The organism is Aurantimicrobium minutum, from assembly GCF_029893825.1.
GTDB lineage: Bacteria > Actinomycetota > Actinomycetes > Actinomycetales > Microbacteriaceae > Aurantimicrobium > Aurantimicrobium minutum_C.
Genome location: NZ_JARXXV010000001.1, coordinates 436,485 through 461,033, shown reverse-complemented (window position 1 = coordinate 461,033; position 24,549 = coordinate 436,485). Strand labels below are relative to the sequence as shown.

24 protein-coding genes are annotated in these 24,549 nt (G+C 48.6%); 19 read left to right on the top strand and 5 right to left on the bottom strand.

The window, feature by feature from the left end; translation table 11 throughout:
* The first annotated feature begins 30 nt into the window (after positions 1–30).
* Positions 31–381, top strand: coding sequence for a zinc ribbon domain-containing protein YjdM (locus M2120_RS02165; protein WP_280797085.1), 351 nt, complete (start codon positions 31–33; stop codon positions 379–381).
* Positions 382–384: 3 nt separating this feature from the next.
* Here the strand turns inward: M2120_RS02165 and M2120_RS02160 are convergent, their stop codons facing one another.
* The 3 genes from M2120_RS02160 to M2120_RS02150 all read right to left on the bottom strand — a co-directional run bounded on the left by M2120_RS02160 (position 385) and on the right by M2120_RS02150 (position 3,884).
* A complete protein-coding gene (locus M2120_RS02160) occupies positions 385–1,365 on the bottom strand; it encodes a zinc-binding dehydrogenase (protein ID WP_280797084.1) in 981 nt (326 codons plus the stop codon).
* Between the two features lie 9 nt (positions 1,366–1,374).
* The gene (locus tag M2120_RS02155) at positions 1,375–2,712 is read right to left on the bottom strand and encodes a DUF4032 domain-containing protein (protein WP_280797083.1); all 1,338 of its coding nucleotides are present in this window, start codon (positions 2,710–2,712) and stop codon (positions 1,375–1,377) included.
* Positions 2,713–2,807: 95 nt separating this feature from the next.
* On the bottom strand, positions 2,808–3,884 hold the full coding sequence (locus M2120_RS02150) for an ABC transporter ATP-binding protein (RefSeq protein WP_280797082.1): 1,077 nt from the start codon (positions 3,882–3,884) through the stop codon (positions 2,808–2,810).
* A 182-nt stretch (positions 3,885–4,066) separates the two neighbouring features.
* Between M2120_RS02150 and M2120_RS02145 the strand changes: the two genes are divergently transcribed.
* Genes M2120_RS02145 through M2120_RS02130 form a run of 4 tightly spaced genes read left to right on the top strand, consistent with a single transcriptional unit; the run spans position 4,067 to position 8,325 of the window.
* On the top strand, positions 4,067–5,122 hold the full coding sequence (locus M2120_RS02145) for an LLM class flavin-dependent oxidoreductase (protein ID WP_280797081.1): 1,056 nt from the start codon (positions 4,067–4,069) through the stop codon (positions 5,120–5,122).
* A 29-nt stretch (positions 5,123–5,151) separates the two neighbouring features.
* Positions 5,152–6,801: an FAD-dependent oxidoreductase gene (locus tag M2120_RS02140; protein WP_280797080.1), complete on the top strand. Its 1,650-nt coding sequence runs from the start codon at positions 5,152–5,154 to the stop codon at positions 6,799–6,801.
* Positions 6,801–7,070, top strand: coding sequence for a metal-sensitive transcriptional regulator (locus M2120_RS02135; protein ID WP_280797079.1), 270 nt, complete (start codon positions 6,801–6,803; stop codon positions 7,068–7,070). The genes M2120_RS02140 and M2120_RS02135 overlap by 1 nt, the downstream gene beginning before the upstream one ends.
* Before the next feature lie 13 nt (positions 7,071–7,083).
* On the top strand, positions 7,084–8,325 hold the full coding sequence (locus M2120_RS02130) for a glycoside hydrolase family 3 N-terminal domain-containing protein (RefSeq protein ID WP_280797078.1): 1,242 nt from the start codon (positions 7,084–7,086) through the stop codon (positions 8,323–8,325).
* Here M2120_RS02130 and M2120_RS02125 read toward each other — a convergent pair whose 3' ends face one another.
* Positions 8,326–9,372: an FUSC family protein gene (locus M2120_RS02125; protein WP_280797077.1), complete on the bottom strand. Its 1,047-nt coding sequence runs from the start codon at positions 9,370–9,372 to the stop codon at positions 8,326–8,328.
* Between the two features lie 135 nt (positions 9,373–9,507).
* Between M2120_RS02125 and M2120_RS02120 the strand changes: the two genes are divergently transcribed.
* The 3 genes from M2120_RS02120 (at position 9,508) to holA (ending at position 13,220) form a co-directional block, all read left to right on the top strand.
* Positions 9,508–10,176: a ComEA family DNA-binding protein gene (locus tag M2120_RS02120; protein WP_280797076.1), complete on the top strand. Its 669-nt coding sequence runs from the start codon at positions 9,508–9,510 to the stop codon at positions 10,174–10,176.
* Between the two features lie 125 nt (positions 10,177–10,301).
* Positions 10,302–12,203 (top strand): ComEC/Rec2 family competence protein, encoded by a 1,902-nt coding sequence (locus tag M2120_RS02115; RefSeq protein WP_280797075.1) that lies wholly within the window; start codon positions 10,302–10,304, stop codon positions 12,201–12,203.
* 9 nt (positions 12,204–12,212) lie between these two features.
* Positions 12,213–13,220 (top strand): DNA polymerase III subunit delta, encoded by a 1,008-nt coding sequence (holA, locus tag M2120_RS02110; protein WP_280797074.1) that lies wholly within the window; start codon positions 12,213–12,215, stop codon positions 13,218–13,220.
* A 57-nt stretch (positions 13,221–13,277) separates the two neighbouring features.
* On the opposite strand, the gene rpsT is transcribed toward holA, so the two are convergent.
* On the bottom strand, positions 13,278–13,538 hold the full coding sequence (gene rpsT, locus M2120_RS02105; RefSeq protein ID WP_280797073.1) for a 30S ribosomal protein S20: 261 nt from the start codon (positions 13,536–13,538) through the stop codon (positions 13,278–13,280).
* A 175-nt stretch (positions 13,539–13,713) separates the two neighbouring features.
* Between rpsT and lepA the strand changes: the two genes are divergently transcribed.
* The 11 genes from lepA to era all read left to right on the top strand — a co-directional run bounded on the left by lepA (position 13,714) and on the right by era (position 24,461).
* On the top strand, positions 13,714–15,561 hold the full coding sequence (lepA, locus tag M2120_RS02100; protein WP_280797072.1) for a translation elongation factor 4: 1,848 nt from the start codon (positions 13,714–13,716) through the stop codon (positions 15,559–15,561).
* On the top strand, positions 15,561–16,223 hold the full coding sequence (locus M2120_RS02095; protein ID WP_280797071.1) for a DUF1990 family protein: 663 nt from the start codon (positions 15,561–15,563) through the stop codon (positions 16,221–16,223). Before lepA ends, M2120_RS02095 begins: the two co-directional genes overlap by 1 nt.
* 3 nt (positions 16,224–16,226) lie before the next feature.
* Positions 16,227–17,444: a radical SAM family heme chaperone HemW gene (gene hemW, locus M2120_RS02090; protein ID WP_280797070.1), complete on the top strand. Its 1,218-nt coding sequence runs from the start codon at positions 16,227–16,229 to the stop codon at positions 17,442–17,444.
* Between the two features lie 78 nt (positions 17,445–17,522).
* Positions 17,523–18,542 (top strand): heat-inducible transcriptional repressor HrcA, encoded by a 1,020-nt coding sequence (gene hrcA / locus M2120_RS02085; protein WP_280797069.1) that lies wholly within the window; start codon positions 17,523–17,525, stop codon positions 18,540–18,542.
* A 24-nt stretch (positions 18,543–18,566) separates the two neighbouring features.
* Positions 18,567–19,664, top strand: a complete 1,098-nt coding sequence (gene dnaJ / locus M2120_RS02080; protein WP_280797068.1) for a molecular chaperone DnaJ — start codon at positions 18,567–18,569, stop codon at positions 19,662–19,664.
* A 2-nt stretch (positions 19,665–19,666) separates the two neighbouring features.
* Positions 19,667–20,395, top strand: a complete 729-nt coding sequence (locus M2120_RS02075) for a 16S rRNA (uracil(1498)-N(3))-methyltransferase (protein WP_280797067.1) — start codon at positions 19,667–19,669, stop codon at positions 20,393–20,395.
* Positions 20,396–20,404: 9 nt separating this feature from the next.
* Positions 20,405–20,749, top strand: a complete 345-nt coding sequence (locus M2120_RS02070) for an HIT domain-containing protein (RefSeq protein ID WP_280797065.1) — start codon at positions 20,405–20,407, stop codon at positions 20,747–20,749.
* A 43-nt stretch (positions 20,750–20,792) separates the two neighbouring features.
* Positions 20,793–21,770, top strand: coding sequence for a PhoH family protein (locus M2120_RS02065; RefSeq protein WP_280798145.1), 978 nt, complete (start codon positions 20,793–20,795; stop codon positions 21,768–21,770).
* Complete coding sequence (ybeY, locus tag M2120_RS02060; RefSeq protein WP_280797064.1) at positions 21,767–22,237, top strand: rRNA maturation RNase YbeY; 471 nt, start codon at positions 21,767–21,769, stop codon at positions 22,235–22,237. Before M2120_RS02065 ends, ybeY begins: the two co-directional genes overlap by 4 nt.
* On the top strand, positions 22,234–23,529 hold the full coding sequence (locus M2120_RS02055; protein ID WP_280797063.1) for a hemolysin family protein: 1,296 nt from the start codon (positions 22,234–22,236) through the stop codon (positions 23,527–23,529). Before ybeY ends, M2120_RS02055 begins: the two co-directional genes overlap by 4 nt.
* Positions 23,529–24,461 carry a GTPase Era gene (gene era, locus M2120_RS02050; protein WP_280797062.1) on the top strand — a complete coding sequence of 311 codons (933 nt, stop codon included), beginning with the start codon at positions 23,529–23,531 and terminating at the stop codon, positions 24,459–24,461. The genes M2120_RS02055 and era overlap by 1 nt, the downstream gene beginning before the upstream one ends.
* Positions 24,462–24,549: the final 88 nt, after the last annotated feature.

Below are 24,549 nucleotides of genomic sequence, written 5' to 3'. Positions count from 1 at the left end.
TGATATGTTTTCGAGGTTCAAAGGATTGATATGTCAGAAACTCTGCCTCCCTGCCCCCACTGCTCAAGTGAATATACCTATGAGATGGGCGCCCTGCTGGTCTGTCCAGAATGTGCACACGAATGGAATCCTGAAGAAGACATAGCCAACGATTCTTCAATCATTAAAGATTCGGTCGGAAACGTTCTATCTGATGGTGACACTGTCACTGTGATCAAGGGGCTCAAAGTGAAAGGCTTCCCTCAGGACATCAAGGTGGGGACCAAAGTTCGAAACATTCGCTTGGTACCTGGCGCTTCTGACGGGCATGACATCGACTGCAAAGTTGATGGTTTTGGCCAAATGCAACTCAAGTCATCAGTTGTGAAGAAAGTTCTTTAAGTCTTACTTCTCCTCACTGATGTGAACAACAATCTTTCCGAGGTTTTGTCCATCAATTAATGATTCAAAACCATTGGTGATTTGGTCTAAATCCACAGTGTGATCAATAACAGGTCGGGCCCCTGACTCCTCCATCACACGGAGGCAACTATAAAACTCAGCCAGTGTGCACGTAGTAGATCCAATGATGCTGAGCTGTTGGTAGAAAACTCTATTGAGGTCTGCATTGGCATTGGGTCCACTCGTAGCACCACAGATCACCACGGTTCCGCCTGGACGAAGAGCCTTGAGTGAATGAGACCATGTTGCTTCACCTATTGTCTCGACAACAATGTCTACTCGTTCAGGTAGTCGAGCTCCAGATTCAAAAGCTGCGTCTGCACCCAGATCGAGAGCAAACTGCCTCTTTCTCTCATCCCGAGCAGTGACGTACACCGTGGCGCCAGCTGCTTTAGCTAGGGCGATGGCGGCGCTTGCTACTCCACCGGAAGCTCCTTGAACAAGTACTCGATCACCGGCTTTCAAGTTTGCTCGAGTGAAAAGCATTCGATATGCCGTACCCCAGGCGATACCCATGGCAGCTGCTTCATCGAAACTGAGCCATTCGGGTTTAGGAACAAGATTTGCTTCTGGAACAACAATGTACTCGGCAAATGTACCGTTATACAGTTCGCTGATAATCGAACGTTGTGGGTCCATAGTCATATCGCCCATGCCTCGTGCAGCATCAGCTATGACTGGATAAATGATGACAGGGTTACCGTCTTGGGTGTATCCGGCACCATCGCACCCCAAGGTCATTGGAATGCGATCTGCAGGATGCCCCACACCTTTGAGGGTCCACACATCGTGGGGGTTCAACGAAGCAGAAACAAGTCGTACTTTTGCCCAACCTGGTTGTACTTCAGGTTCGTTAATTTCTTGGAGGACTAATCCTTCAAGGGGGTTATCTGGGTTTTGACTGACGGCAACAGCAGCTCTCATGACTACAGGCTAAACCAGGTCACGCCAATCTCGCACGGGTTCATCTGCACCACGCGGGGGGATGGGCTCATCCGTGTATTCGAAATCGTCTGAATCATGGATGATGTCGACTGCAGCCGTGAAGGTTCCTGTCGGGGGATTGATAACGAGTTCTTCATCTCGGCGATACTGCAATACATTCTCGATGTAATCACGAACTGCTTCATTGAGGGGAACATCGCGTGATTGTTCTTGGGACATAAACCATCGGTGTTCCAAGACTTGGTGGAAAACCTCAGCAGGTTCGAGCTTGCTGTCGAGGTTCTCAGGGACAGCCCTGATAACTGGCTCGAATACTCTTGTGAGCCACAAGTGTGCAACAACTTCTTCATCTAGATTGAGCAGGCTTACAGTTGCTGCATAGGCATCCAAGTCATTGAGAAGGCGACGTGCCTGGTTTTCTTCAGTATCGAGACCAGTCAAACGTAATAGTCGACGTGCATGGTGGCCGGAATCGACAACTTTAGGTTGAATTTTGACCTTGGTGCCATCTGCGTCAGTCTTGATTGAAAGTTCCTCAATATCGAAGCCAAGCTCATTGAGTCGTTGTACTCGTTTATTGATCTTCCATAGTTCATTTTGTTCGAGCAGTTCAGGATCATTGAGCTCGTGCCAGAGGGTTTCATAACTGGCCATGATGCGATCACTTGTTGCAACTGGGTCAATTGCCTGGTCTAATTTGCCTCCTGCTTGGATGTCCATCAACTCTCCGGCAATGTTGACGCGCGCAATTTCCAGATCATGTTGCCGTTGGCCTGTGGTGAGGCTTTCGTAGAGTCTTCCTGTTTCTGCATCTACGAGATATGCAGCAAAGGAGCCTGCGTCTCGCCGGAAAAGAGTGTTGGAGAGAGAGACATCCCCCCAGAAGAAACCAATATTGTGAAGGCGCACAAGTAATAGGGCAAGTGAATCGACTAGACGCTGTGCCGTTTCAGGTCGAAGTGTTGTCGAATACAGTGCGCGAAAAGGCATAGAAAATTTCAAATGTCGTGTGACGAGTGCTGAGGGAAGCGGATTACCTTCTCTATCTGTTCGACCTTGAACAACAGCTACTGGTTCAACGCAGGGTACCTCAATTTTTTGCAAGCTGCGTAACATCTCATATTCGCCCTGGGCCATCTCATCAGTGGTTTCCTTGATGGCAATGACGTAGCCATCGAGTTGCGCAAAACGAACGATGTGTCGAGAAATACCTTTGGGAAGTGCAGTGATGGTGTCGTCAGGCCACTCATCCAGGGGGATATCCCAAGGAAGTGAAAGTAGACCAGGTTCAACAGCGGCAGCTGTGATGTTGAGGGAACCGCTCATTGTGTGTTCTTTTCTCTAAAGTGAAGTGCCCGCGACCTGAAAGATCGCGGGCACCATTGCACCAGTGGTGAAATCCAGATGGATTCACACGTGAGTTAGTCGATTACGGCACCTGAAATGCGGTTACCGCTGGATGCGTCAAACACGTGAACGTGCTTCTCTACGGGGAGAACGAAAACTTCATCTCCGCGCATCGGGTGGTTGCGTCCGTCAACACGAACAGTGATGTTGTGTTCAACCCCATCGATGGTTACGTGGCCGTAGAGGTAGCCATCTGCACCGAGTTCTTCAACAACATCAACTGTGACCTTGAGGCCCTTGTCTTTGTTGACGGTGAGGTCTTCAGGTCGAATTCCTACAGTGACAGCACCTGTTGCTTTGATATCTGCTTTGACAGAAGCGTTACCAAATTCAACCCCACCGGAAACAGCCTTCGAGGGAAGGAGGTTCATCGCAGGAGAGCCAATGAAACCTGCAACGAACTGGTTTGCAGGACTTTCGTAGAGGTCACGTGGTGAACCGACTTGCTGAAGAAGACCATCCTTGAGCACGGCAATGCGGTCACCCATCGTCAGAGCTTCTACTTGGTCGTGGGTCACGTAAACAGTGGTGACACCGAGGCGACGCTGAAGAGATGAAATCTGGGTACGAGTCTGAACGCGTAACTTTGCGTCCAAGTTGGACAGTGGCTCATCCATGAGGAATACCTGAGGCTTACGCACAATTGCGCGTCCCATGGCTACACGCTGGCGCTGACCACCAGAAAGAGCCTTAGGCTTACGGTCGAGGTACTGCTCGAGGTCGAGTAGCTTTGCAGCTTCGAGTACTCGTTCTGCTCGCTCTTCCTTCTTTACGCCAGCGATCTTCAGGGCAAAGCCCATGTTCTCAGCAACTGTCATGTGAGGGTAGAGAGCGTAGTTCTGGAAAACCATGGCAATGTCGCGGTCTTTAGGTGGAACGTCAGTGACATCACGGTCACCAATCAGAATGCGACCACCGTTGACCTCTTCGAGGCCTGCAAGCATGCGCAAGGTAGTTGACTTACCGCAACCCGAAGGTCCGACAAGTACGAGGAATTCGCCGTCTTCAACCTTGAGGTTGATTTTGTCCACCGCGGGCTTTGTTGTTCCGGGGTAGAGGCGAGTGGCGTTATCAAATGTAACTGTAGCCATGACTATTACTGCTCCTTCACCGGCAGGTACGTGCCGGACGATCCGTTGTGAATGGAAAGAGAAACCCGGCTTTGGGTAGCTCCGCTATTAAGTCTGCCATATTTGAGCACACTGGGAATAGAAAACTCTATAAACCACTTATCCTGAACAGGTAATCGAAGAAATATAGGAGTGGATTCCGCGTGGCACATGAAGTTGAATTTGGTTTAGACACTTTTGGTGATGTCACAGTAGATCTTGAAGGAAATCCAGTCACTCAAGCTCAAGTGTTGAGAAATGTCGCCGCTGAAGCGGTATTAGCAGACCAGGTTGGGCTCAATTTCTTCGGAATCGGTGAGCACCACCGAGATGATTTTGCTGTTTCTTCTCCAGAAGTATTGTTAGGTGCCATCGCTTCACAAACCAACAACATTCATTTAGGTTCTGCGGTTACTGTTTTGAGTTCGGATGATCCCATTCGTGTGTTTCAGAAGTTTGCCACGTTAGATGCCGTCTCCAACGGCCGGGCAGAAGTCATTGTTGGTCGTGGTTCTTTCACTGAATCTTTCCCGCTTTTCGGTTTTGATCTCCAAGATTACGAACAGCTGTTTGAAGAGAAGCTCGATCTTTTTGCTCATTTGGTTCATGGTGGTCCTGTGACCTGGCAGGGAACTATTCGTCCTGCCCTATCTGAGCAATCTGTTTACCCAACTATTGAAGGCGGGAAGCTCAAAACCTGGATTGGTGTGGGTGGTAGTCCCCAATCTGTTGTGCGGGCTGCTCAATACGGTTTGCCGCTGATGCTCGCAATCATCGGGGGAGACCCGTTACGTTTCCGTCCATACGTAGACCTGTATCACCAGGCCTTAGCTCAACTTGAATTAGAGACGTTGCCGATTGGGCAACACTCTCCAGGTTTTATTGCAGCTACTGATGACGAAGCAAAGAATCTTATGTTCCCGCACTATCAGGTGATGCATGAACGTATTGGACGCACTCGTGGATGGCCGCCTCTGACTCGTGCGCAATTTGAACATGAAGCAGGTCCTGAAGGCGCACTTTTTGCGGGTTCGCCTGAAACGGTCGCACGAAAGCTGGCTCGGAGTATCCATGGGCTCGGAATATCTCGTTTCGACCTGAAATACAGTTTGGGTACGCTGCCTCACGAACATCTCATGGAAAGTATTCGTCTTTACGGGGAAGTTGTGGTTCCTCGAGTGCGTGAACTTCTCGCTGAAATGGAAAGTAACGCGCCGTAACGATACCCCTAGGGGTATAAACTTGTTCTATGGAGCGGCCTAAGAAGATTGTTGTAATCGGTGGTGTTGCTGGTGGCATGTCCGCTGCAACCCGCCTTCGGCGATTAGATGAACGTGCGCATATCGTCGTCTTAGAGCGCAGCGGGTTTGTTTCTTATGCAAACTGTGGGCTTCCGTATCACCTCAGTGAAACTATCGAACATCGTTCGTCACTGATCTTGCAAAACCCTGTTTCCCTGGGTGCAAGATTCAATCTCGATGTTCGTGTGAGACACGAAGTTCTTTCCATAGATCTTCAGGCAAAAACGGTCACCATCTTTGATCGTGTGTGGAAGGTGACCTACGTAGAACGTTATGACTACTTGGTCCTTTCTCCAGGAGCTGCCGCAGTCATGCCGAATGGCGTTGATGAAAAGTGGGTTCTTGCTATGAGGACCGTGGAAGATATGGATAAAGCTTTTGCCTGGTTATATCCCAATCCAGAAAAAGCGGTCATTCTCGGTGGCGGTTTCATCGGCCTCGAACTTGCAGAGAATCTTGTTAAGCGTGGAATGTCCGTCACACTGATTCACCGTGGAAAACAGCTGCTCAGTTATCTTGATCCTGAGTTGGCTGTAACAGTTGCACAACGCGTCAGAGCATCTGGTGTAGATCTACGTCTCGAGACTTCATTTGTCTCGTTTACGAGAACAAGTGTGACGTTAGATTCAGGAGAGGTCATTCCTACAGACGTCATCTTCTCTGCCATGGGTGTTAAGCCAGAGATTCATCTTGCCCAGGATGCGGGATTAGCTATTGGTCCTAACGGGGGTATTTGGGTAGATGCCCAGCAACGTACCTCTGATCGCTACATCTTTGCCGTTGGTGATGCAGCTGAAAAGATTGACGCGATTTCTGGTGATGAACGCTTGGCTACCCTCGCTGGTTTGGCAAACCGTCATGGTCATTCTGTGGCTAATGCAATTGCAAAAGTAACCACGGTTCCTGCAACGCCTACTCTGGGGACATCCATCCTTTCTTTCGATGGTTTAGTGGCGGCCACAGTTGGGTGGAGCGAAAAAGCCTTACGAGCGTCAGGAAGACCAGTACGCGTTATTCATACGCATCCGGCAGATCATGCTGCGTATTATCCGGGAGCCCAGACTATGAGGTTCAAACTCATGGTCGACCCTGATACCGACCTTATTCTTGGCGCACAGGCAGTGGGTGGTAATGGTGTCGATAAACGAATTGACGTCATTTCAACAGCAATGTTTGCCGGAATTACCGCAAGTAGTCTTGCTCAACTCGAACTTGCTTACGACCCACAGCATGGGTCAGCTAAAGATCCCATCAATATGCTCGGCTATGTCAATCGCAATATTGCAGAAGGTCTCACTTCAGTCGTCGAATGGCATGAATTAGACACTCGTTTGAATGCGGGTGATGTCCTTGTGGATGTTCGTACTGCAGGGGAGTACAAGTATGGCCACATTGACGAAAGTGTGAACTACCCCCTCGATGTTCTGCGTGAACATATCGCGACGCTGAGGGGCAAAAACGTCATTGTGTATTGCCAAGTTGGACAACGAGGTCACACAGCAGCACGAATCTTGGCTCAAGAAGGAATCAGTGTAGTCAACCTCAATGGTGGTTACCTTACATGGAAGGCTGGAATGGCCTCGAAAGGAGATCAGTAATGACTGATGTATCGCCCGCGGAACACAAAGCCATCGTCAATCGTCTCAAACGAGCCCAAGGACAGTTAGCTGCTGTGATCACTGCAGTTGAAGCTGGTGGTGATTGCCGTGCTGTAATAACGCAGCTATCTGCTGTTTCAGGAGCTATCGATAAGGCAGGATTTGCCATTATTGCTAAAGCGATGCAGGAATGTATGACCGAAGTCGAGAATTCACAGAATTCTCCCTCCGTAGCTGAACTTGAAAAGCTGTTCTTATCACTTGCTTAGATAAACTCCAGTAATGGGGAACTCACGGCATCCAATTGGGCTTTGGATTGCCGTTATTAGCGGATTACTCGTCACAACGATTGTTTCCGTGATCACTTTCACTGAACCTGCCGTTGATCGTTTCGGTGATCCTCACAACTACACACCCATATATTCACAGCCCGAAGTAGAACTATGGGGTGCTCATCCAGTCCAGTTTTACGTCGACGACATCATGTCAACAATGACTCTTGAGCAGAAAATCAGTTCCCTGATTATTGCGAATCAACCAGGAACTGATCCAAGTGCACTAAATTCTTTCGTTGCTGCTAACTCACTTGGTGGGTTCATCCTGATGGGAAGCAATATTCCGCCTACTCCAGAAGAGCTTCAAGCAATCACTTCGTCGCTTGTGGGTAATGCCGAACTTCCTCGATTGATCGCTATTGATGAAGAGGGAGGTCTAATCTCACGATTGCCTTATGACTCATTTGCTGGAGCCGATACTCTTCGAAATGAACCAGTGAGTGCGACGCGTGAAGCATTCTCTGGGCGTGGAAAACTGCTCACAAGCGTTGGCGTCAACCTCAACTTCGGCATTGTTGCTGATGTTTCTGCCGATCCTCACTCGTTCATTTATGGGCGATCTTTTGGCTCTGATGCACTCAGTGTGGCTGAACGTGTAGACGCAGCAGTTGCCGGAGAAGACAGTTCGGTAATCAGTACCCTGAAACATTTCCCAGGACATGGAAGTGCTCCTGGAGATTCACACGTGGGTGTTCCTACATCTCCATTGACATACGACCAATGGCTTGAATCTGATGCAATTCCTTTTCAAACAGGAATTGATAATGGTGCAGAGTTTGTCATGTTTGGTCATTTATCCTTTCCGGCAATCGATTCCACGCCGGCATCTCTTTCAGTTACTTGGCACAACATCTTGCGGCAAGATATGGGATTTCAAGGGTTGATCATTACAGATGACATGACCATGTTGGAAAAATCTCACGTACCTGAGTACTCAGATCGTGTTTCCAACGCGATTGCAGCATTGGCTGCCGGAAATGATGTGTTGCTTTATGTCCCTGGTGCAGATTTTGATCCCAATTCCTTAGTAGCTGGAATTGCTACTGCAGTTCGTTCGGGTCAACTTTCTGAGCAAAATATTGATGACTCACTCATGCGAGTATTGACTCAAAGGCGGGAGCTTTACCCCGAGGCGAACACCTGGATACCGCCCTGTGACGAAAGATGTTTTGTGCGAGTCACCTATTAGTTAGTCAGCGGTACCCGTGATCTCATCACGAATTCTGCGAAGGTTTTCCATGAGAAAACCAATCAAAATCCAGTTATAGCCAGAAGGTGGACTCAACTTGATGGGTTCTGTCAAAGCTGGTAGCTCTTGAGTATCAGGATGTGCTTGTTTAGCGGCAGGCAGTCCTGCATCACGAACCAATAAGCGAAGATCGTGGCCTGAGCGCATAAATTCTTCAGCAATTTGTGAAATGCCTGGTTCTGAAATGACTGTCTCGTCATAGTTATCTCTGACGCCTCGGGCAACACCAATAGTCCTAGTGACTAATACAGCGAGTTGTTCGAGTAGGTGTTGCTGCGCATCGAGTTCAGGGCCGTGTGTGCCCTTGAACACGTTGAAGCGGAGGCTTTCTTGAGCAGAGCGCAGAGTCGCATTTGCTTTATCTAGTTGTGGGCGCAAATCCCTAGCTCTTGTGTGGATGTTAGAAAGTACTTCGTAACTCGTTTCACGGCGCAACACACTTCCTACATCTTCGAGTACTTCTGCAATATTGGCTCCGAGTAAGGCGATTGCTTGTTGAGAAGGTCCTACTGCGACTGGGGGAACAATTACGGCGTTCACAACAAAGGCAATAGCAGCACCAATAATCGTTTCTACGATTCGACCAAGAGCATATTCAGGTGTTGCAGAGCCAATAGCGATGACCAACATTGCACTAATGGCGATCTGGTTTGCGGTTCCTGGTGTGAATTTGAAAACCCAGCCAGCAATAAAGGCAACCATGATGGTGACCAGTACAAGCCAGCTATGTGAACCAAAAATCAAACTGGCACCTAAGGCGAGCGCAACTCCAAGAACTACACCAGTACTTCTTTCAATTGCCTTACCTAAAGACTGATTGATGCTGGGTTGGATGACGATAATTGCTGCGATAGCAGCGAAGATAGGCTGCTGATCGGGGTATACCCACAATGCTGCAAACCATGCCAATAAAGTTGCAATGATGGTTTTGGCAAGTTGTAGAAACGGAATACGTTTCTTCGTCTGCACATTTGAAACAATGCTCACTTCATCACCGTAATCCTCGAACTCCTAAGGAAGAGAGTGCCTCGCCTGTAGTTCTCCACCTTCATAATTGAGCCCTTTTTCCACCGCTTTTTACTCAGAGCACAATGGAAATGAACACACGTCTAGTTTGTGCCCATGAAATGGATAACTGTTCACGCTCGTCGCCTACTTGGAATTGATGACAGTTCACCCTTTGAGGAGAACACGAATACTTCTTCTCGGCGAATCCGCATTAGAGCATCAGTGGGCGCCGCAGTTATATGTGGCTTAGCGATCGTCGTGCTGTCGATTGTCATGTCGAATATCGGAAGTGCACATTCGACTGAAATTCCACCAGATCTACGCGTAACGCAAACGGCAGAGTCATCAGACAAAATTCAATTCTCTTCAACGGTGATGGTTCATGTTGTTGGAGAAGTGAATCTGCCGGGAATGTATGAATTGAAAACCGACTCTCGCGTCATTGATGCAGTGATGGCAGCAGGGGGTCTCACGGTTTCTGCATCAGAATGTGGGGTGAATCTAGCTCGAGTAATCAATGATGGTGAGCAACTCACGATTCCTTCGATTACCCAGGGGTGTTCCTCATCTCAGTCGAACTCACTACCAGGGGCAAGTATTTCTCTGAATACTGCACAATCTGAACAGTTTGATTCACTCCCGGGTATTGGCCCAACCCTCGCCCAACGAATCGTTCAATATCGTGATTCTCATGGTGGATTTACTTCCCTTGAACAGCTCAATGAGGTCCCGGGGATAGGTGACAAACTCTTTGCAGGACTGAAAGAACTCGTAACTTTGTGAAGTCCAACAGGCGCTCTGGTGATCTGCGGCTGGCACTACCCACGCTAGGTGCATGGTTAGTACTCGTTGCAGTCATAAATATCTCTGAACTAAATTCCTCGATTTCTACATTTCATGTTGAAATCTTGGTTGGCTTGTTCTTCGTACTTGGACTTATCGGTGTAAGGAAGAACACAGTCTTTGGACTGTGGTGTTTTATCTCCTCTGCGTTTTTACAATCATGTGGATTCAAGCTGGCAAGTCATGTCCCCAGAGTTCCTTGGATCAAAGAAGAAATATCTGACGAGGCTTGGTGGTCAAGCTGGGCGATAGCTCTTCGCTCAACATTCCTATCGGCCAGCGAACAACTTCCGGGTGTTGGCGGTCAACTCATTCCAGGTTTAGCAATAGGCGATACCAGCAGGCTCAGTGACATTCTCGTCGCATCTATGAAAACAGTTTCATTGACGCACATCACTGCAGTATCTGGAGCCAATTGTGTTCTGGTGACAGCTTCGGCAATGATGTTGCTCTCGCTTGTGGGTGCACATAGAAAAATCAGGCTCATTGGTGCGCTCTTAACATTGTGTGCATTCGTCGTGTTGGTGACCCCACAGCCAAGTGTCTTGCGGGCAGCAACGATGGCCAGCATTGTGATGTTTTCTCTTTATCGGGGGAGACCAAGTGCGGGTATTCCGATATTGGCAAGCGCTTGCATCGTCTTATTGTTGTGGGACCCCTGGCTCTCAGTCGATTTTGGAATGATCCTCTCAGCTGCTGCAACGGCTGGGCTACTGCTCTTTTCTCAGCCACTAACGCACAGTTTGAGTAGATGGATGCCTCAATGGCTTGCCCTTGTTGTTTCAGTTCCTTTGGCGGCACAGCTTGCGTGTCAGCCGTTTGTCATTTTATTGACACCACAATTTCCCACCTATGGAGTTCTTGCCAATCTCATTGCAGCGCCGGTTGCACCAGTGGCAACAATGTTGGGATTGTTAGCTTGTCTGCTTTACCCTTGGGCCACGCTTGTTGCTGTTCCTTTTTTATGGCTTTCGTGGGTTCCAGCCGAATGGGTTGGTTTCACTGCTCAGTTCTTCTCTGCGTTGCCCCATGCTTCAATTCCCTGGTCAAGCGGATTTCTCGGTGCGCTGAGTATGGCTGCTTTTTCAGTCTTAGTGCTGCTTGCGTTGATATCTCAGCTGACGCTAGTCAGGAGAGTAGCCACAGTGTTACTCACACTTGTTGTGAGCGTGTGGGTAACCACTCAGCTCGTCACGCAATTCAGGTTTACGCAATCAGTGCCCACAGATTGGGATATTGCTGCATGTGATGTTGGTCAGGGAGACGGACTCATCGTGCGCAGCGATAATCGCATTCTTGTTATCGATGTGGGCCGTAAACCTGAGCCCATGAGGCATTGTTTTACACAATTGGGAATAACTCATATCGACCTCTTGGTGCTCACTCATTTTGATAAAGACCATGTTGGTGGACTCGAAGCTGTAGTTGGAAAAGTCGATCACGCCATTGTTGGAAAACCTGAAAATTCAGAAGATTTTTCACTGTTGGCTGAACTCTCACAATCTGGCGCTCAAGTGTCCCGCGGACACAGCGGGATGCGTGGCAGTTTTGGCCACGTGGGCTGGCAGGTGTTGTGGCCAGACGGAAGACATCCAACTATGGAAATGGGCAATCCTGGTTCGGTCACTTTGTTGGTCGAGTTTCCCCTTTTTAATGCCATCTTCCTTGGTGACTTGGGGCAGGAAGCGCAACAAGAACTTCTCTCTTCTTCTCACGTATCTGACATTGACCTTGTCAAAGTTGCCCATCATGGTTCAGCTGATCAAAGTCCAGTTCTTTATGGGGCGCTACAGCCTGAGATAGGGATTTTCTCTGTCGGCGCGGACAATGATTACGGTCACCCTCGACAAGAGACCTTAGATATTTTGAACAAGCTTCACGCACGCATACCTCGAACCGATCTCGATGGCCTTATTCTTATCAGCTCGACTGCGTCGACAGGCTTGAGTGTCTGGACTGAGCATTAGGCTAAATTTATGGCGACTAAAGCAAAGATTGCGATTAAGCAGCTCTCGTGGAGTGATGCTCAACCTTCGCCAATTGTCTTAGTCACCGGTGCAGAAGATTTCTTAGCTGATCGAGCCACACACTCTATTCGAGAGATTCTTCGTTCTGCAGACTCCTCGCTCGAAGTCTCTGATTTAGACGCTTCTTCATATGTCCCTGGCGAATTATTGACTCTTGCTAGTCCTTCTCTCTTTGGTGAGCCCCGTTTGATCAGGGTGACCAACGTAGAGAAATGCAATGATGAGTTTCTTCTTGAAATGCTTGATTATGTTTCTTCACCCGACCCGGACACCACCGTTGTCTTACGGCATTCAGGAGGAGTCCGAGGCAAGAAGTTATTAGACACTCTTCGTGGCGGCACAGTTCCCTGTGTAGAAGTTGTCTGCGCAGAACTGAAAAGCGACAATGATAAATTCGATTTTGCGGCTGCAGAGTTTCGGTCTGCAGGTAGAAAAATAGTTCCCAGTGCTTTGAGGTCACTTGTTCAGGCATTTTCTGGTTCTGGTTCTGAACTTGCCAATGCCTGTCAACAACTCATTGCTGATGCTGACGGTGAAATTACAGATCGTACAGTCGAGGATTATTACGGTGGCAGGGTTGAAGCCACCGTTTTCAAAGTTGTGGATGCCGCAGTTGCAGGCCGTCTTGGAGAAGCTCTTGTTACGCTTCGACACTCACTGCAGTCTGGAGCAGACCCTGTTCCTATCGTGGCAACTTTTGCTGCGAAACTTCGTTTGATGGCCAAACTATTTGGCGAACGTCGAAGTTCTGGAGAACTTGCCGGGGCGCTAGGGGCTGCGCCATGGCAGATTGACCGGGCACGCAAGGATCTTTCTGGTTGGAGTGAATACGGTCTGGGCACCGCAATTGAAGTGATTGCCCAAACCGATGCCGATGTGAAGGGTGCCTCGAGGGATCCTATTTATGCACTGGAACGAATGGTGAATGTTGTAGCCAGTTACGGCCGCATTAATTAGTTCTAGGAAAACAAATAAGGCCCCCACGAAAGTGGAGGCCTTATTTCTTAGTGTGCTTTAGAGAGAAGCAACCTTCTTAGCAATAGCTGACTTTCGGTTTGCGGCGTTGTTCTTGTGAAGAACACCCTTGCTCACTGCCTTGTCTAGCTTCTTACCAGCGGTCTTCAAAGCTGCTTCTGCAGCAGCCTTGTCTCCGGCAGTGATTGCGGTGCGAGCTGCACGTACAGCGGTCTTAACCTCTGACTTCACAGCCTTGTTGCGCTCAGTTGCCTTTGCGTTGGTGCCAATTCGCTTGATCTGCGACTTAATGTTTGCCACGTTAACCGTGTCTTTCACTCGTTGTTTGTACGTTTGGATTGTGTCGCACTAGAGGTAGAGGGCTCATGGCGACGAATCGTGTAGGTGGGACTACACGTAAGCCAATAGATAACACTACCAGTAAGTAGCTCGGTTGCTAAAACTGTGACCCAGTTCATGGGAGACTAGAGGTTCTATGTCACCACGTGCTACAAAACCATTGCAACCTGCGTCAACTGACCCAGCGAAGATTCGTAATTTCTGCATCATCGCTCACATTGACCACGGTAAGTCGACCCTTGCCGACCGTATGTTGCAAATTACGGGAATCGTGGACGACCGCTCAATGCGTGCTCAATACCTTGATCGCATGGATATTGAACGCGAACGAGGCATCACAATCAAGAGTCAGGCAGTGCGTATGCCGTGGGAACTCGATGGTGAAACCTATGCCTTGAACATGATCGATACTCCCGGACACGTCGACTTCACTTATGAGGTCAGTAGATCGCTTGCCGCGTGTGAGGGGGCAATTCTCCTGGTTGACGCAGCACAAGGTATCGAAGCTCAAACTCTGGCAAATCTCTACCTTGCTATGGAAAACGATCTCACCATCATTCCTGTCTTGAACAAGATTGATTTACCTGCTGCAGACCCAGAGAAATACGCCAAAGAATTAGCGGATCTCATTGGCGGTAAGCCAGAAGACGTTCTTCGCGTTTCTGGAAAGACCGGCATAGGTGTTCCCGAACTTCTAGATTTAGTTGTTGAGAAAATCCCTGCTCCAGTAGGGAATGCCGATGCACCTGCGCGTGCAATGATTTTTGATTCTGTCTATGACGCGTACCGAGGTGTGATCACCTATGTTCGTGTGATCGATGGTGCTCTCAAGCCACGTGAGCGCATTCAAATGATGAGTACCAAGGCAGCTCACGAGCTTATTGAAATAGGTGTCAGTTCACCTGAACCTATTCCTTCTCAGGGCCTTGGTGTGGGTGAAGTTGGGTATCTCATCACTGGCGTGAAGGATGTTCGACAGTCGAAGGTTGGTGACACCGTTACCGACTACGCAAAACCAGCTTCTGAAGCACTCCCTGGCTATACAGATCCCAAAGCTATGGTTTTCTCGGGCCTGTATCCCATCGACGGTTCTGACTACCCTGTGCTTCGTGAGGCGCTCGACAAACTCAAGCTTTCTGATGCATCTCTCAATTACGAACCTGAAACCTCTGTCGCACTGGGCTTTGGTTTCCGTTGCGGTTTCTTAGGTCTTTTGCACCTGGAAATCATCACTGAGCGCTTAGAGCGCGAGTTTGGTCTTGACCTCATCGCCACAGCACCATCAGTTCCTTATGAAGTAACGACAGAAGATAAGAAAACTGTCACGGTAACAAACCCCAGCGAATACCCTTCAGGAAAGATCACACGAGTATCTGAACCACTGGTTCGCGCAGGTATTTTGACTCCCAAAGATTACGTGGGCACGATCATGGAATTGTGTCAGAGCCGTCGAGGCAATCTTCTGGGCATGGAATACTTCGGTGAAGATCGCGTTGAAATGAAGTATGAAATCCCTCTTGGTGAGATCGTGTTTGACTTCTTTGACCACCTCAAGAGTCGCACACAAGGATATGCCTCACTCGATTATGAGGAAGCGGGGGAGCAGGACTCAGACCTCGTCAAGGTAGACATTCTTCTTCAAGGCGAACAAGTTGACGCTTTCAGTGCAATTGTGCACAAAGACAAGGCCTATGCCTATGGTTTGATGATGACCGAGCGACTGAAAAAACTTATTCCTCGACAGCAGTTTGAAGTTCCTATTCAGGCAGCAATTGGCGCTCGAATTATTGCTCGAGAAACTATTTCTGCTATTCGTAAAGACGTTCTTGCCAAGTGTTACGGCGGTGACATCACCCGTAAACGCAAACTTCTCGAAAAGCAGAAGGAAGGTAAGAAGCGTATGAAGATGGTGGGACGTGTTGAAGTCCCTCAAGAAGCTTTCATCGCTGCTTTGCAGGGCGATGACGAAGTGAAAAAGAAATAATGCCCGAGACTCAACGTCGCAGTAATTTCAGCGGTGATCGTGCTGTTAGCTATGGTTCAGTCGGTGCAACTCAGGCAGCAGATGTTTTGGTCTTTCCCCCCGCTGGTTTTCGTTCAACCCAGGACGAATTTCGTTTAGGAAGCGGCCAAGAACGATTTGAAACAGCTAGTGCTGCACTCATGACTTGGGGTGTACCTAACGGATCTCATCTCGAGATTCTCAATATCAATGAGGCGCATTCTGAGGGTTATCACGGACTGCTCTTTAATGAGTTCGGTGCTCCCATAGCTCCTACAGCTGAAGCGCTCGATCAGTTGTTTGCTCCAGATGGAACTCCATACCTATCTGCTGGCACCACTATTGAGCTTGGAAAAATGTGGTCACCATATGAGCTCTCAGCTAGCTACCGCGTGATTTATGTCGTTCGTGAAGAACGTCGCATGGGTTATGCACTGGGAACTTTAGATTACGTTCCTGTGGTGGGCGAGGAGTTTTTCAGCGTCGAATGGCGAGATGATGACTCTGTCTGGTCAGTTGTGCGAACCGTGACGGCTATTGCTGAAGGTCGTAAGTATTTCTACCTGACACCGTTGATTAGATTGCGTCAGTGGTTGCAACGTCGCCAGTACGTCCGTTCTTTACTTCCTGCACGTACGGCTTAACACATGGCAGGGCCACTTCCTAGCGGCAATGAGATGCCTCAAGATGGTGCTTTACCTGCGGGTGTAAACGTTGATGCTCACTTACGCACTATGAGTGCGTATGTCCATGTCCCTTTCTGTCGTGTTCGATGTGGCTATTGCGATTTCAATACCTATACCTCAACCGAGCTACGAGGTGCCTCGCAGCTGACATACGTTGATGAACTTGAGCGAGAAATAGTTCTGTCAACACACGTACTGAGCAATGCGGGGGTTCCACGTAGAAAACTGAGTTCTGTCTTCTTCGGCGGTGGCACTCCTACGCTTCTTCCCGCTGATGACCTCGTGAAAACGTTGGAGCTATTGGCTCAACACCATGACATAGCAACTGGTGCGGAAGTCACTGTAGAAGCAAATCCCGACACCGTAACTGATCAATACATGACAACTCTTGCTCAAGCTGGCTTCACGCGTGTGAGTATCGGAATGCAATCCGCAGTTCCGGAGGTACTCAAAACTCTTGATCGATCTCACAATCCAGAATCTGTGAAGAATGCTGTTCACAGCGCGCGTAAAGCAGGTTTGGAAGTAAGTATCGATCTTATTTATGGTGCACCTGGCGAAACCTTAGAGCAGTGGCAACAAAGTCTCGAGGCGGCAATTGCCTTAGATACAGGACACGTTTCTGCCTATGCGTTAATTGTGGAAGAAGGCACAGCACTTGAGCGAAAAATACGACGAGGTGAGTTGCCACAACCAGATGATGATTTAGAAGCCGATATGTATGAGCTTGCTGACACATTGTTGAGCAATGCCGGTTTCGAATGGTACGAAGTCAGTAACTGGTCAAAATCCCCTCAGCAAAGATCTACCCATAACCTTTCGTATTGGCAAAGTAATGATTGGTGGGGGTATGGTCCAGGTGCTCACTCTCACATAGGGGGAACGCGTTTTTGGAATGTGAAACACCCTGCTGCGTATGCACAGCGTTTAGCTGAAGGTAATTCCCCGGCAGCTGGGTGGGAACAGCCAGATTCGCAAGCACAATTCTTAGAGAAAATCCTTTTAGAAACCCGAATACGTCAAGGTGTATCCAGCGAGGGTTTGGATACGGGAATAATTGCTTCTTTGATTTCTGATGGTCTCATTGACGGAGTTTCAGCTATTCAGAAACGAATTGTGCTCACTATTGCAGGAAGACTTCGTGCGGATGAAGTTGTGCGCCGATTAACCAATTCCTGACCATACTTTCTTCATCTTCTCGCGGTAGTATTAGCACTCAGTGAGGTCGAGTGCCAGCGATACATGGAGGTGGATCACATGGTTTCACAACGAGGTCTTGAAGTCCTTCGCGCTATCGTTCAAGACTATGTTTCTTCTCGCGAACCAGTAGGTTCCAAGGCAATTGTCGATAGACATCAATTTGGCGTCTCAGCAGCCACCATTCGTAATGACATGGCTCTTCTCGAGGAAGAAGAACTCATTGTTGCACCCCACACTTCAAGTGGAAGAGTTCCCACGGACAAGGGATATCGCTTGTTTGTCGATCACCTTGCAGAGGTGCGACACATTTCATCAGCTCAGAAACAAGCAATTGATCATTTCCTCGATGAATCTGTAGATTTTGATGAATTGCTCGGTCGTACGGTTCGTTTACTTTCCCAATTAACTAACCAAGTAGCCATCGTTCAATATCCATCACTGGGTGTTACGCGCGTTCGCCACATTGAACTTGTGTCTCTGGGTAATAAGCGTGCCCTGTGCATTGTGATTACCGACAATGGACGTGTTGAACAGCGACTTCTAGATCTTGATGCAGATTTATCAGAAACCCAGCTTTCTCAATTACGCACAACTATCAATGAGCAGGTGGCGGGCAAGTTATTGACTGAGCTTGCTGATTCCGTGGGGTCAATTGCAGCCCGTGTTCCTACAGAGCTTTCATCCGCAACACACCACATAGCTCTTGCCTTGAGCGAGAGCATTCAGGCTAATCGTCAGCAAAAACTCGTGATGGCGGGGACTGCAAATTTGGTTCGAACTGAAGAAGATTTCCAGGGAAGTATCTATCCCGTGCTCGACGCCATCGAGGAACAAGTTATCTTGCTGAAACTTCTGACAGAAATGAAAGCTGACGCAGACGAGGTCGCCGTCAGTATCGGCCGAGAGCACAGTAGTTCAGGTCTAGAACAAACCAGTCTGCTGGCTACGGGATATACCTCAGCGGGTGAATCAGCAACTCTTGGCCTTCTAGGTCCCACACGCATGGATTATTCCAACAACATTGCATCCATCCGAGCTGTCGCTCGATATCTCACTCGCGTCTTGGACGCTCAATAATCTCAACGAATAGGAGCTGCCTTCGTGGCTGATCACTACGATGTTCTCGGTGTTTCGCGTGAAGCGAGTCCGGAAGAAATCAAAAAGGCATATCGTCGCCTTGCTCGAGAATTACACCCCGATGTGAATCCTGACTCTTCTGCTCAGGAACAGTTCAAGCTCGTCACCCACGCGTATGAGGTACTGAGTGACCCTGTTCAGCGTCAACAGTATGACCTTGGTCCACAGGCTGGATTCGGCGGCGGTGGTTTTAGCGACTTCGGAGATATCTTCTCGACATTCTTTGGTGGAGGTCAGCAACGCGGTCCTCGTTCGCGTATGGAACGAGGTCAAGATGCCTTATTGCGCGTAGAAGTTGATTTAGCAGACGTGATATTTGGTGTTCATAAAGACATCGAAATCGATACTGCAGTAGTTTGTGAAACTTGTTCTGGTAGTTGCTGTCAACCAGGTACCTCTCTATCGACCTGCGAAATTTGTGGTGGTTCTGGAACTATTCAACGTGCTGTTCGTTCACTTTTGGGCAACGTGATGACCTCTAACCCCTGCGGTAGTTGTCGTGGATATGGCACAACAATCCCAGCGCCATGTAGCTCCTGCCAAGGACAGGGTAGAGTCCGTGCAACTCGTTCTATTCCATTAGATATTCCTGCTGGCGTTGACACCGGGGTTCGTCTGCACATGTCGCAAGCTGGCGAAGCAGGACAAGCCGGCGGTGCTAATGGTGATCTGTATTTCGAAGTCAGAGTCAATCATGATGATGTCTTTAGCAGAGATAACGACGATCTTCTCTGCACACTAGAAATCCAGATGACAGACGCCATCTTGGGAACCAAGGTTACTGTCCCAGCACTTGATGGAGACGTCACTATTGAAATCAAGCCAGGGACTCAGGGCTCAGAAGTCATCACCGTGAAAGACCGAGGAATTACTCGACTTCGGGGAAATGGACGCGGCGACCTCAAAGTCGGAATACACATTGTGACCCCCACGAAACTCAGTGGAAAGGAGAAAGAACTTATTGAAAGTTTTGCAAAGGGACGCAAGCAAGCAGCTCCACAACTAGCTCATTTCCAACAGGGAATGTTCTCAAAACTTCGTGATCGTTTCTTCAACGTCTAACCATGGCTCATTTTTATCTGCTCGACTCTCTTGAATCCACTCAGGTGGGTGCGAGGGTATTCCTTGACGGCGCTGAGGGTAGACATGCAGCTACTGTTTCACGCGTTCGCGTGGGCGAGGTCCTCACTATTGGCAACGGGCGTGGGCTTATGCTCACTGCAGAAGCTCTGTCCAGCGCAAAGGATTCAGTTGAACTCAGAGTCGATTCTGTTACTGCAGTAGATCGAAATACACCCGCTGTCATTCTTGTTCAAGCTTTGGCTAAAACTGATCGTGACGAACGAGCAATCGAGTCGTGTACAGAGTTGGGGATCGACTCTGTTATTCCGTGGTCAGCTGAACGGAGTGTTTCAAAGTGGGAGGGTCCAAAAATTGACAAGGGTATTGCTCGTTGGGCAGCCATTGTTCGCGAAGCAACCAAGCAGTCGATTAGGCCCTATCTTCCAACAATTCGACCACTTGTGAAAAGTTCACAATTGCCTGCTGCATTAGAAGGAGTGCAAATCCTTGTATTAGACCCGACCGGAGGTATCCCTCTGAGTAAGGTTCAGGCAGATGGTAGGGACATTGCACTCGTAGTGGGCCCCGAAGGTGGTATTTCGGATAAAGAACTCGAGCTACTTCGTTCTTCTGGGGCATCGATTGTCACCCTCGGTGCGAATATATTGAGAACCTCCACAGCAGGTCCTGCGGCTCTTGCAATCCTCAACGCAAAACTCGAGCGTTGTTAAGCTAGAACTATGTCAGCTGAATCCATCTTCACCAAGATCATCAACCGGGACATTCCTGCCGAGATTCTCTTTGAGAATGACCGTGTGATTGCAATTCGCGATATCGCTCCACAAGCGCCTGTCCACCTACTTGTCATCCCAAAGAACGCTGAATACTCAAATGTGACAGAACTTGCAGCAGGTGATCCAGAACTCTTAGCTGAAATCGTTGCTACAGCTCACAACTTGGCTACCCTCCACGCAAATGGCGAATATCGTCTTGTGTTCAATTCAGGTGAATCTGTTGGGCAAACTGTCTTCCATGTCCATGCACATGTCCTTTCAGGCGGATTGCAGGAGCAATCACTTGCCTAATCATTCGCAAGAAACGGACGTCATTTTGATTGATGGTGTCGAAATGGTTCGACTCCTTGGAGCACAAGACCGGTTATTGACCAACCTTGAACGTCAATATCCGCTAGTTGACGTTCATGTTCGCGGCAATGAAATTCGGTTGAGTCCATCTTCATCTGGTGAAGAGGCCGAAAAACAAGTCACTGCAGCCAAAGAATTAGTGAATGAGTTACTCACTATGGTTCGAAATGGGCAAGATTTAACGCCGTCCGATATTGTAACTTCCAAGCACATACAAGATGCCCACCCGGCAACGTCACCCTCAGCGGTGTTGGGTGAAGACATCCTCTCCACCCGAGGAAAGACTCTTCGCCCTAAAACAGTTGGTCAGCAGGAATACGTTCGTGCAATAGATGATCACACCATCACTTTTGGTATTGGGCCTGCAGGTACAGGAAAGACATACCTTGCCATGGCTAAAGCAGTTCAAGCTTTACAACGTAAAGAAGTTGAACGAATCATTTTGACCAGACCAGCTGTAGAAGCTGGCGAACGTCTTGGTTTTCTGCCTGGAACACTCACAGACAAAATTGACCCCTATCTGCGGCCATTGTTTGATGCTCTGAATGAGATGTTGGATCCAGAACTTGTCCCCAAATTGATGGCAGTGGGGACAATTGAAGTTGCCCCACTGGCATATATGAGAGGTCGAACACTCAACAATTCATTCATCATCTTGGATGAAGCCCAAAATACGACGCCTGAACAAATGAAGATGTTTCTTACTCGTTTAGGCTTCGATTCAAAAATGGTGATTACGGGCGATATAACCCAAGTGGATCTCCCTACGACCGCTAGTGGTCTGCGACTGGTTACTGGGATCCTGAGTGACATTGAAGATATTCATTTTGCTCGCCTGACTAGTGCAGATGTTGTTCGTCACTCACTAGTCGGACGTATTGTTGACGCTTACAGCGAATATGACGAGAAATCACTTGCTGCACGTCATCGTCAGGAAAAATCTCAGAAGGGTGCCTCATGAGCATCGAAGTGAATAATGAGTCGACCTACGACATTGACGAAGCTGCCTTGCAACGCCTTGCGACCTATTGCTTAGATGCCATGCGTGTTCATCCAGATGCAGATATTGCTCTCGTTCTTGTCGATGAAGCTGCAATGGAACAGCTCCACGTGCAATGGATGGGGGAGCCCGGCCCCACAGATGTATTGAGTTTCCCTATGGATGAATTGCGTCCCGGAAATGATGATGTCGTCACTCCCGCAGGGGTTTTGGGAGATGTTGTGTTGTGTCCACAGGTTGCCGAAGTTCAGGCAGAGGGCGCAGGACACTCAACTATGGATGAGCTTCTGTATTTGACAGCACACGGAATTCTTCACCTTCTGGGTTTTGATCACGCAGAACCCGAGGAAGAAAAAGAGATGTTTAGCCTGCAACGCGACCTCATCATCGGATACACCATGAGTGAAAAGCAGCGCGAAAACAAGTGACAATTTTCTTCACGATTCTGGGGCTGATACTACTGATCAGCTTTGGCGGTTTGATGGCAGCCAGCGAATCAGCGATGGGAGTTCTTTCAACCCAGGACATCAGAGATCAAGCACAAGGTAGACGTTCCCAGCGTTCATTGATTGCAATCGCAAATGATCTTGGTCCACACCGGACAGTAACGACCTTTGTTCGAATCTTGTCAGAAACCGCTGCAGCAGTGTTGGTCACCCTCGAACTTGTCACTCTGGGATTGCCTTATTGGGCAGCATTACTGCTGGCAATATTCATCATGTCTGTTGCGAGTTTTGTTCTCGCTGGTTCTAGCCCTCGTTCAGTTGGGCGTGCACACCCACTTGGTGTGTTGAGCATCTCTGCTCCGATCATTCATATCTTCCGCCTCGTTCTTGGACCTCTTGCAAACTTTCTCGTCACTATGGGGGACAAGGTCACTCCAGGTCGCCCTGGAACCACTTCTTTTGCTTCAGAAGACCAACTCTTGAGCATGGTTGATGAAGCAGTGAAACACGATGTGATTGAAAGTGAAGAACGTGAACTTATTCACTCCATTTTTGAATGGGGAGACACAGTTGCACGTGAGGTTATGGTGCCACGAATCGATATGGTGACAATCGATGCGGAAGCCTCACTAGAAACCGCGACAAAGCTTTTTCTCGACTCCGGATATTCACGCATCCCTGTCATTGGAGACGATGTCGATGAAATTATCGGAGTTCTCAACCTTCGTGATGTCTCTCGTCGATCATTTGAACACCCTGAGGGTTTCGATCAATTATGCGCTCGAGACTTAGCCAGAGAAGGGTTGTTTGTTCCCGAATCCAAGAAAGCAGATGACACTCTCAAGCAGATGCAGGCTCAACACACGCACATAGCGTTTGTCGTCGACGAACATGGCGGAATTGCTGGCTTGGTAACTCTTGAAGATCTCATTGAAGAACTTGTTGGAGACATTGCAGATGAACATGATCGTGGTGCTCCTGAAATTGAACAACTTTCAGAACACAAGTTCCGTGTTGCCACAAGACTTCCGATTGATGAACTGGGTGAGCTTTTCGGCCTCGAACTTGATGATGAAGACGTTGACTCAGTCGGTGGTTTGTTGGCCAAGGAACTCGGTCGTCTGCCGGAAGTGGGAGATACTGTGACAGTGAGTGGATTAATCATTCAAGCTGACCGCAGTGGATCTCACCGCAAACGTGTTACACGCGTAATCGTTGAGCCTGACCAAAACCTCATAGATGCGTTGAATGTCTTCACAGAAGAGGAACAGTAATGGCTCGACCCTCTAAGGCTGAAAAACGTGGTGAAGGATCCCCCACCCCTTTTCGTTCAGGATTTGTTTCACTCGTTGGCAGACCCAACGTGGGAAAGTCAACTCTCACCAATGCTTTGGTGGGGGAGAAGGTAGCCATTACTTCCTCTAAGCCACAAACCACTCGTCATACGATACGTGGAATAACTAATCGCCCCTCAGGTCAGCTCATTCTGGTAGATACGCCAGGTATCCATCGTCCGCGAACCTTGCTTGGAGAGCGACTAAATGCTCTCGTCTCAGCAACCTTGGGTGATGTTGATGTCATTGGAATGTGTTTCCCGGCAGATGAGCCGGTAGGCCCAGGCGATCGATTTATTAACGAGCAGTTGGATAAGTATCCGCGCGCAATAAAGATTGCAGTAATTACGAAAACTGATGTTGCGTCAAAGAGTTCCATTGCTGAACGACTCCTGGAAGTTCAGGAGCTTCGTGACTGGGCCACCATCATTCCTGTTTCAGCAGTGGGCAATGAACAAGTTGATCTTCTAGCAGATGAACTTATTCAACTGCTCCCTGAAGGCGAAGCCCTTTATCCTCTGGAGCAAAATACTGACGAGGATCAAGAAAAGCGAATATCGGAACTGATTCGTGAAACCATTCTTGAAGGAGTGCACGAAGAACTTCCGCACTCTCTTGCCGTCACTATTGATGACATGATTCAACGAGAAGACAAAGATCTTCTTGAAATTTATGCCAACGTCTTTGTTGAGCGCGATAGTCAAAAAGGCATCATCATCGGAAATGGTGGAGAACGACTGAAAGATATCGGCCAGCGTTCTCGTGCGGCTATAGAACCTCTTGTTGGTCAAAAGGTCTTTTTGAGTATTCGAGTCAAAGTCGCAAAAGACTGGCAACGCGACCCGAAACTGCTTCAGCGATTGGGCTTCTAGTACTGCAGTGCTAGCCTAGAAATATGTCCTTTGGTCTGCTTCTTCTTAGCTGCCGCGACGAGTCCATTATTTAGGCCTCCCTCGTCGC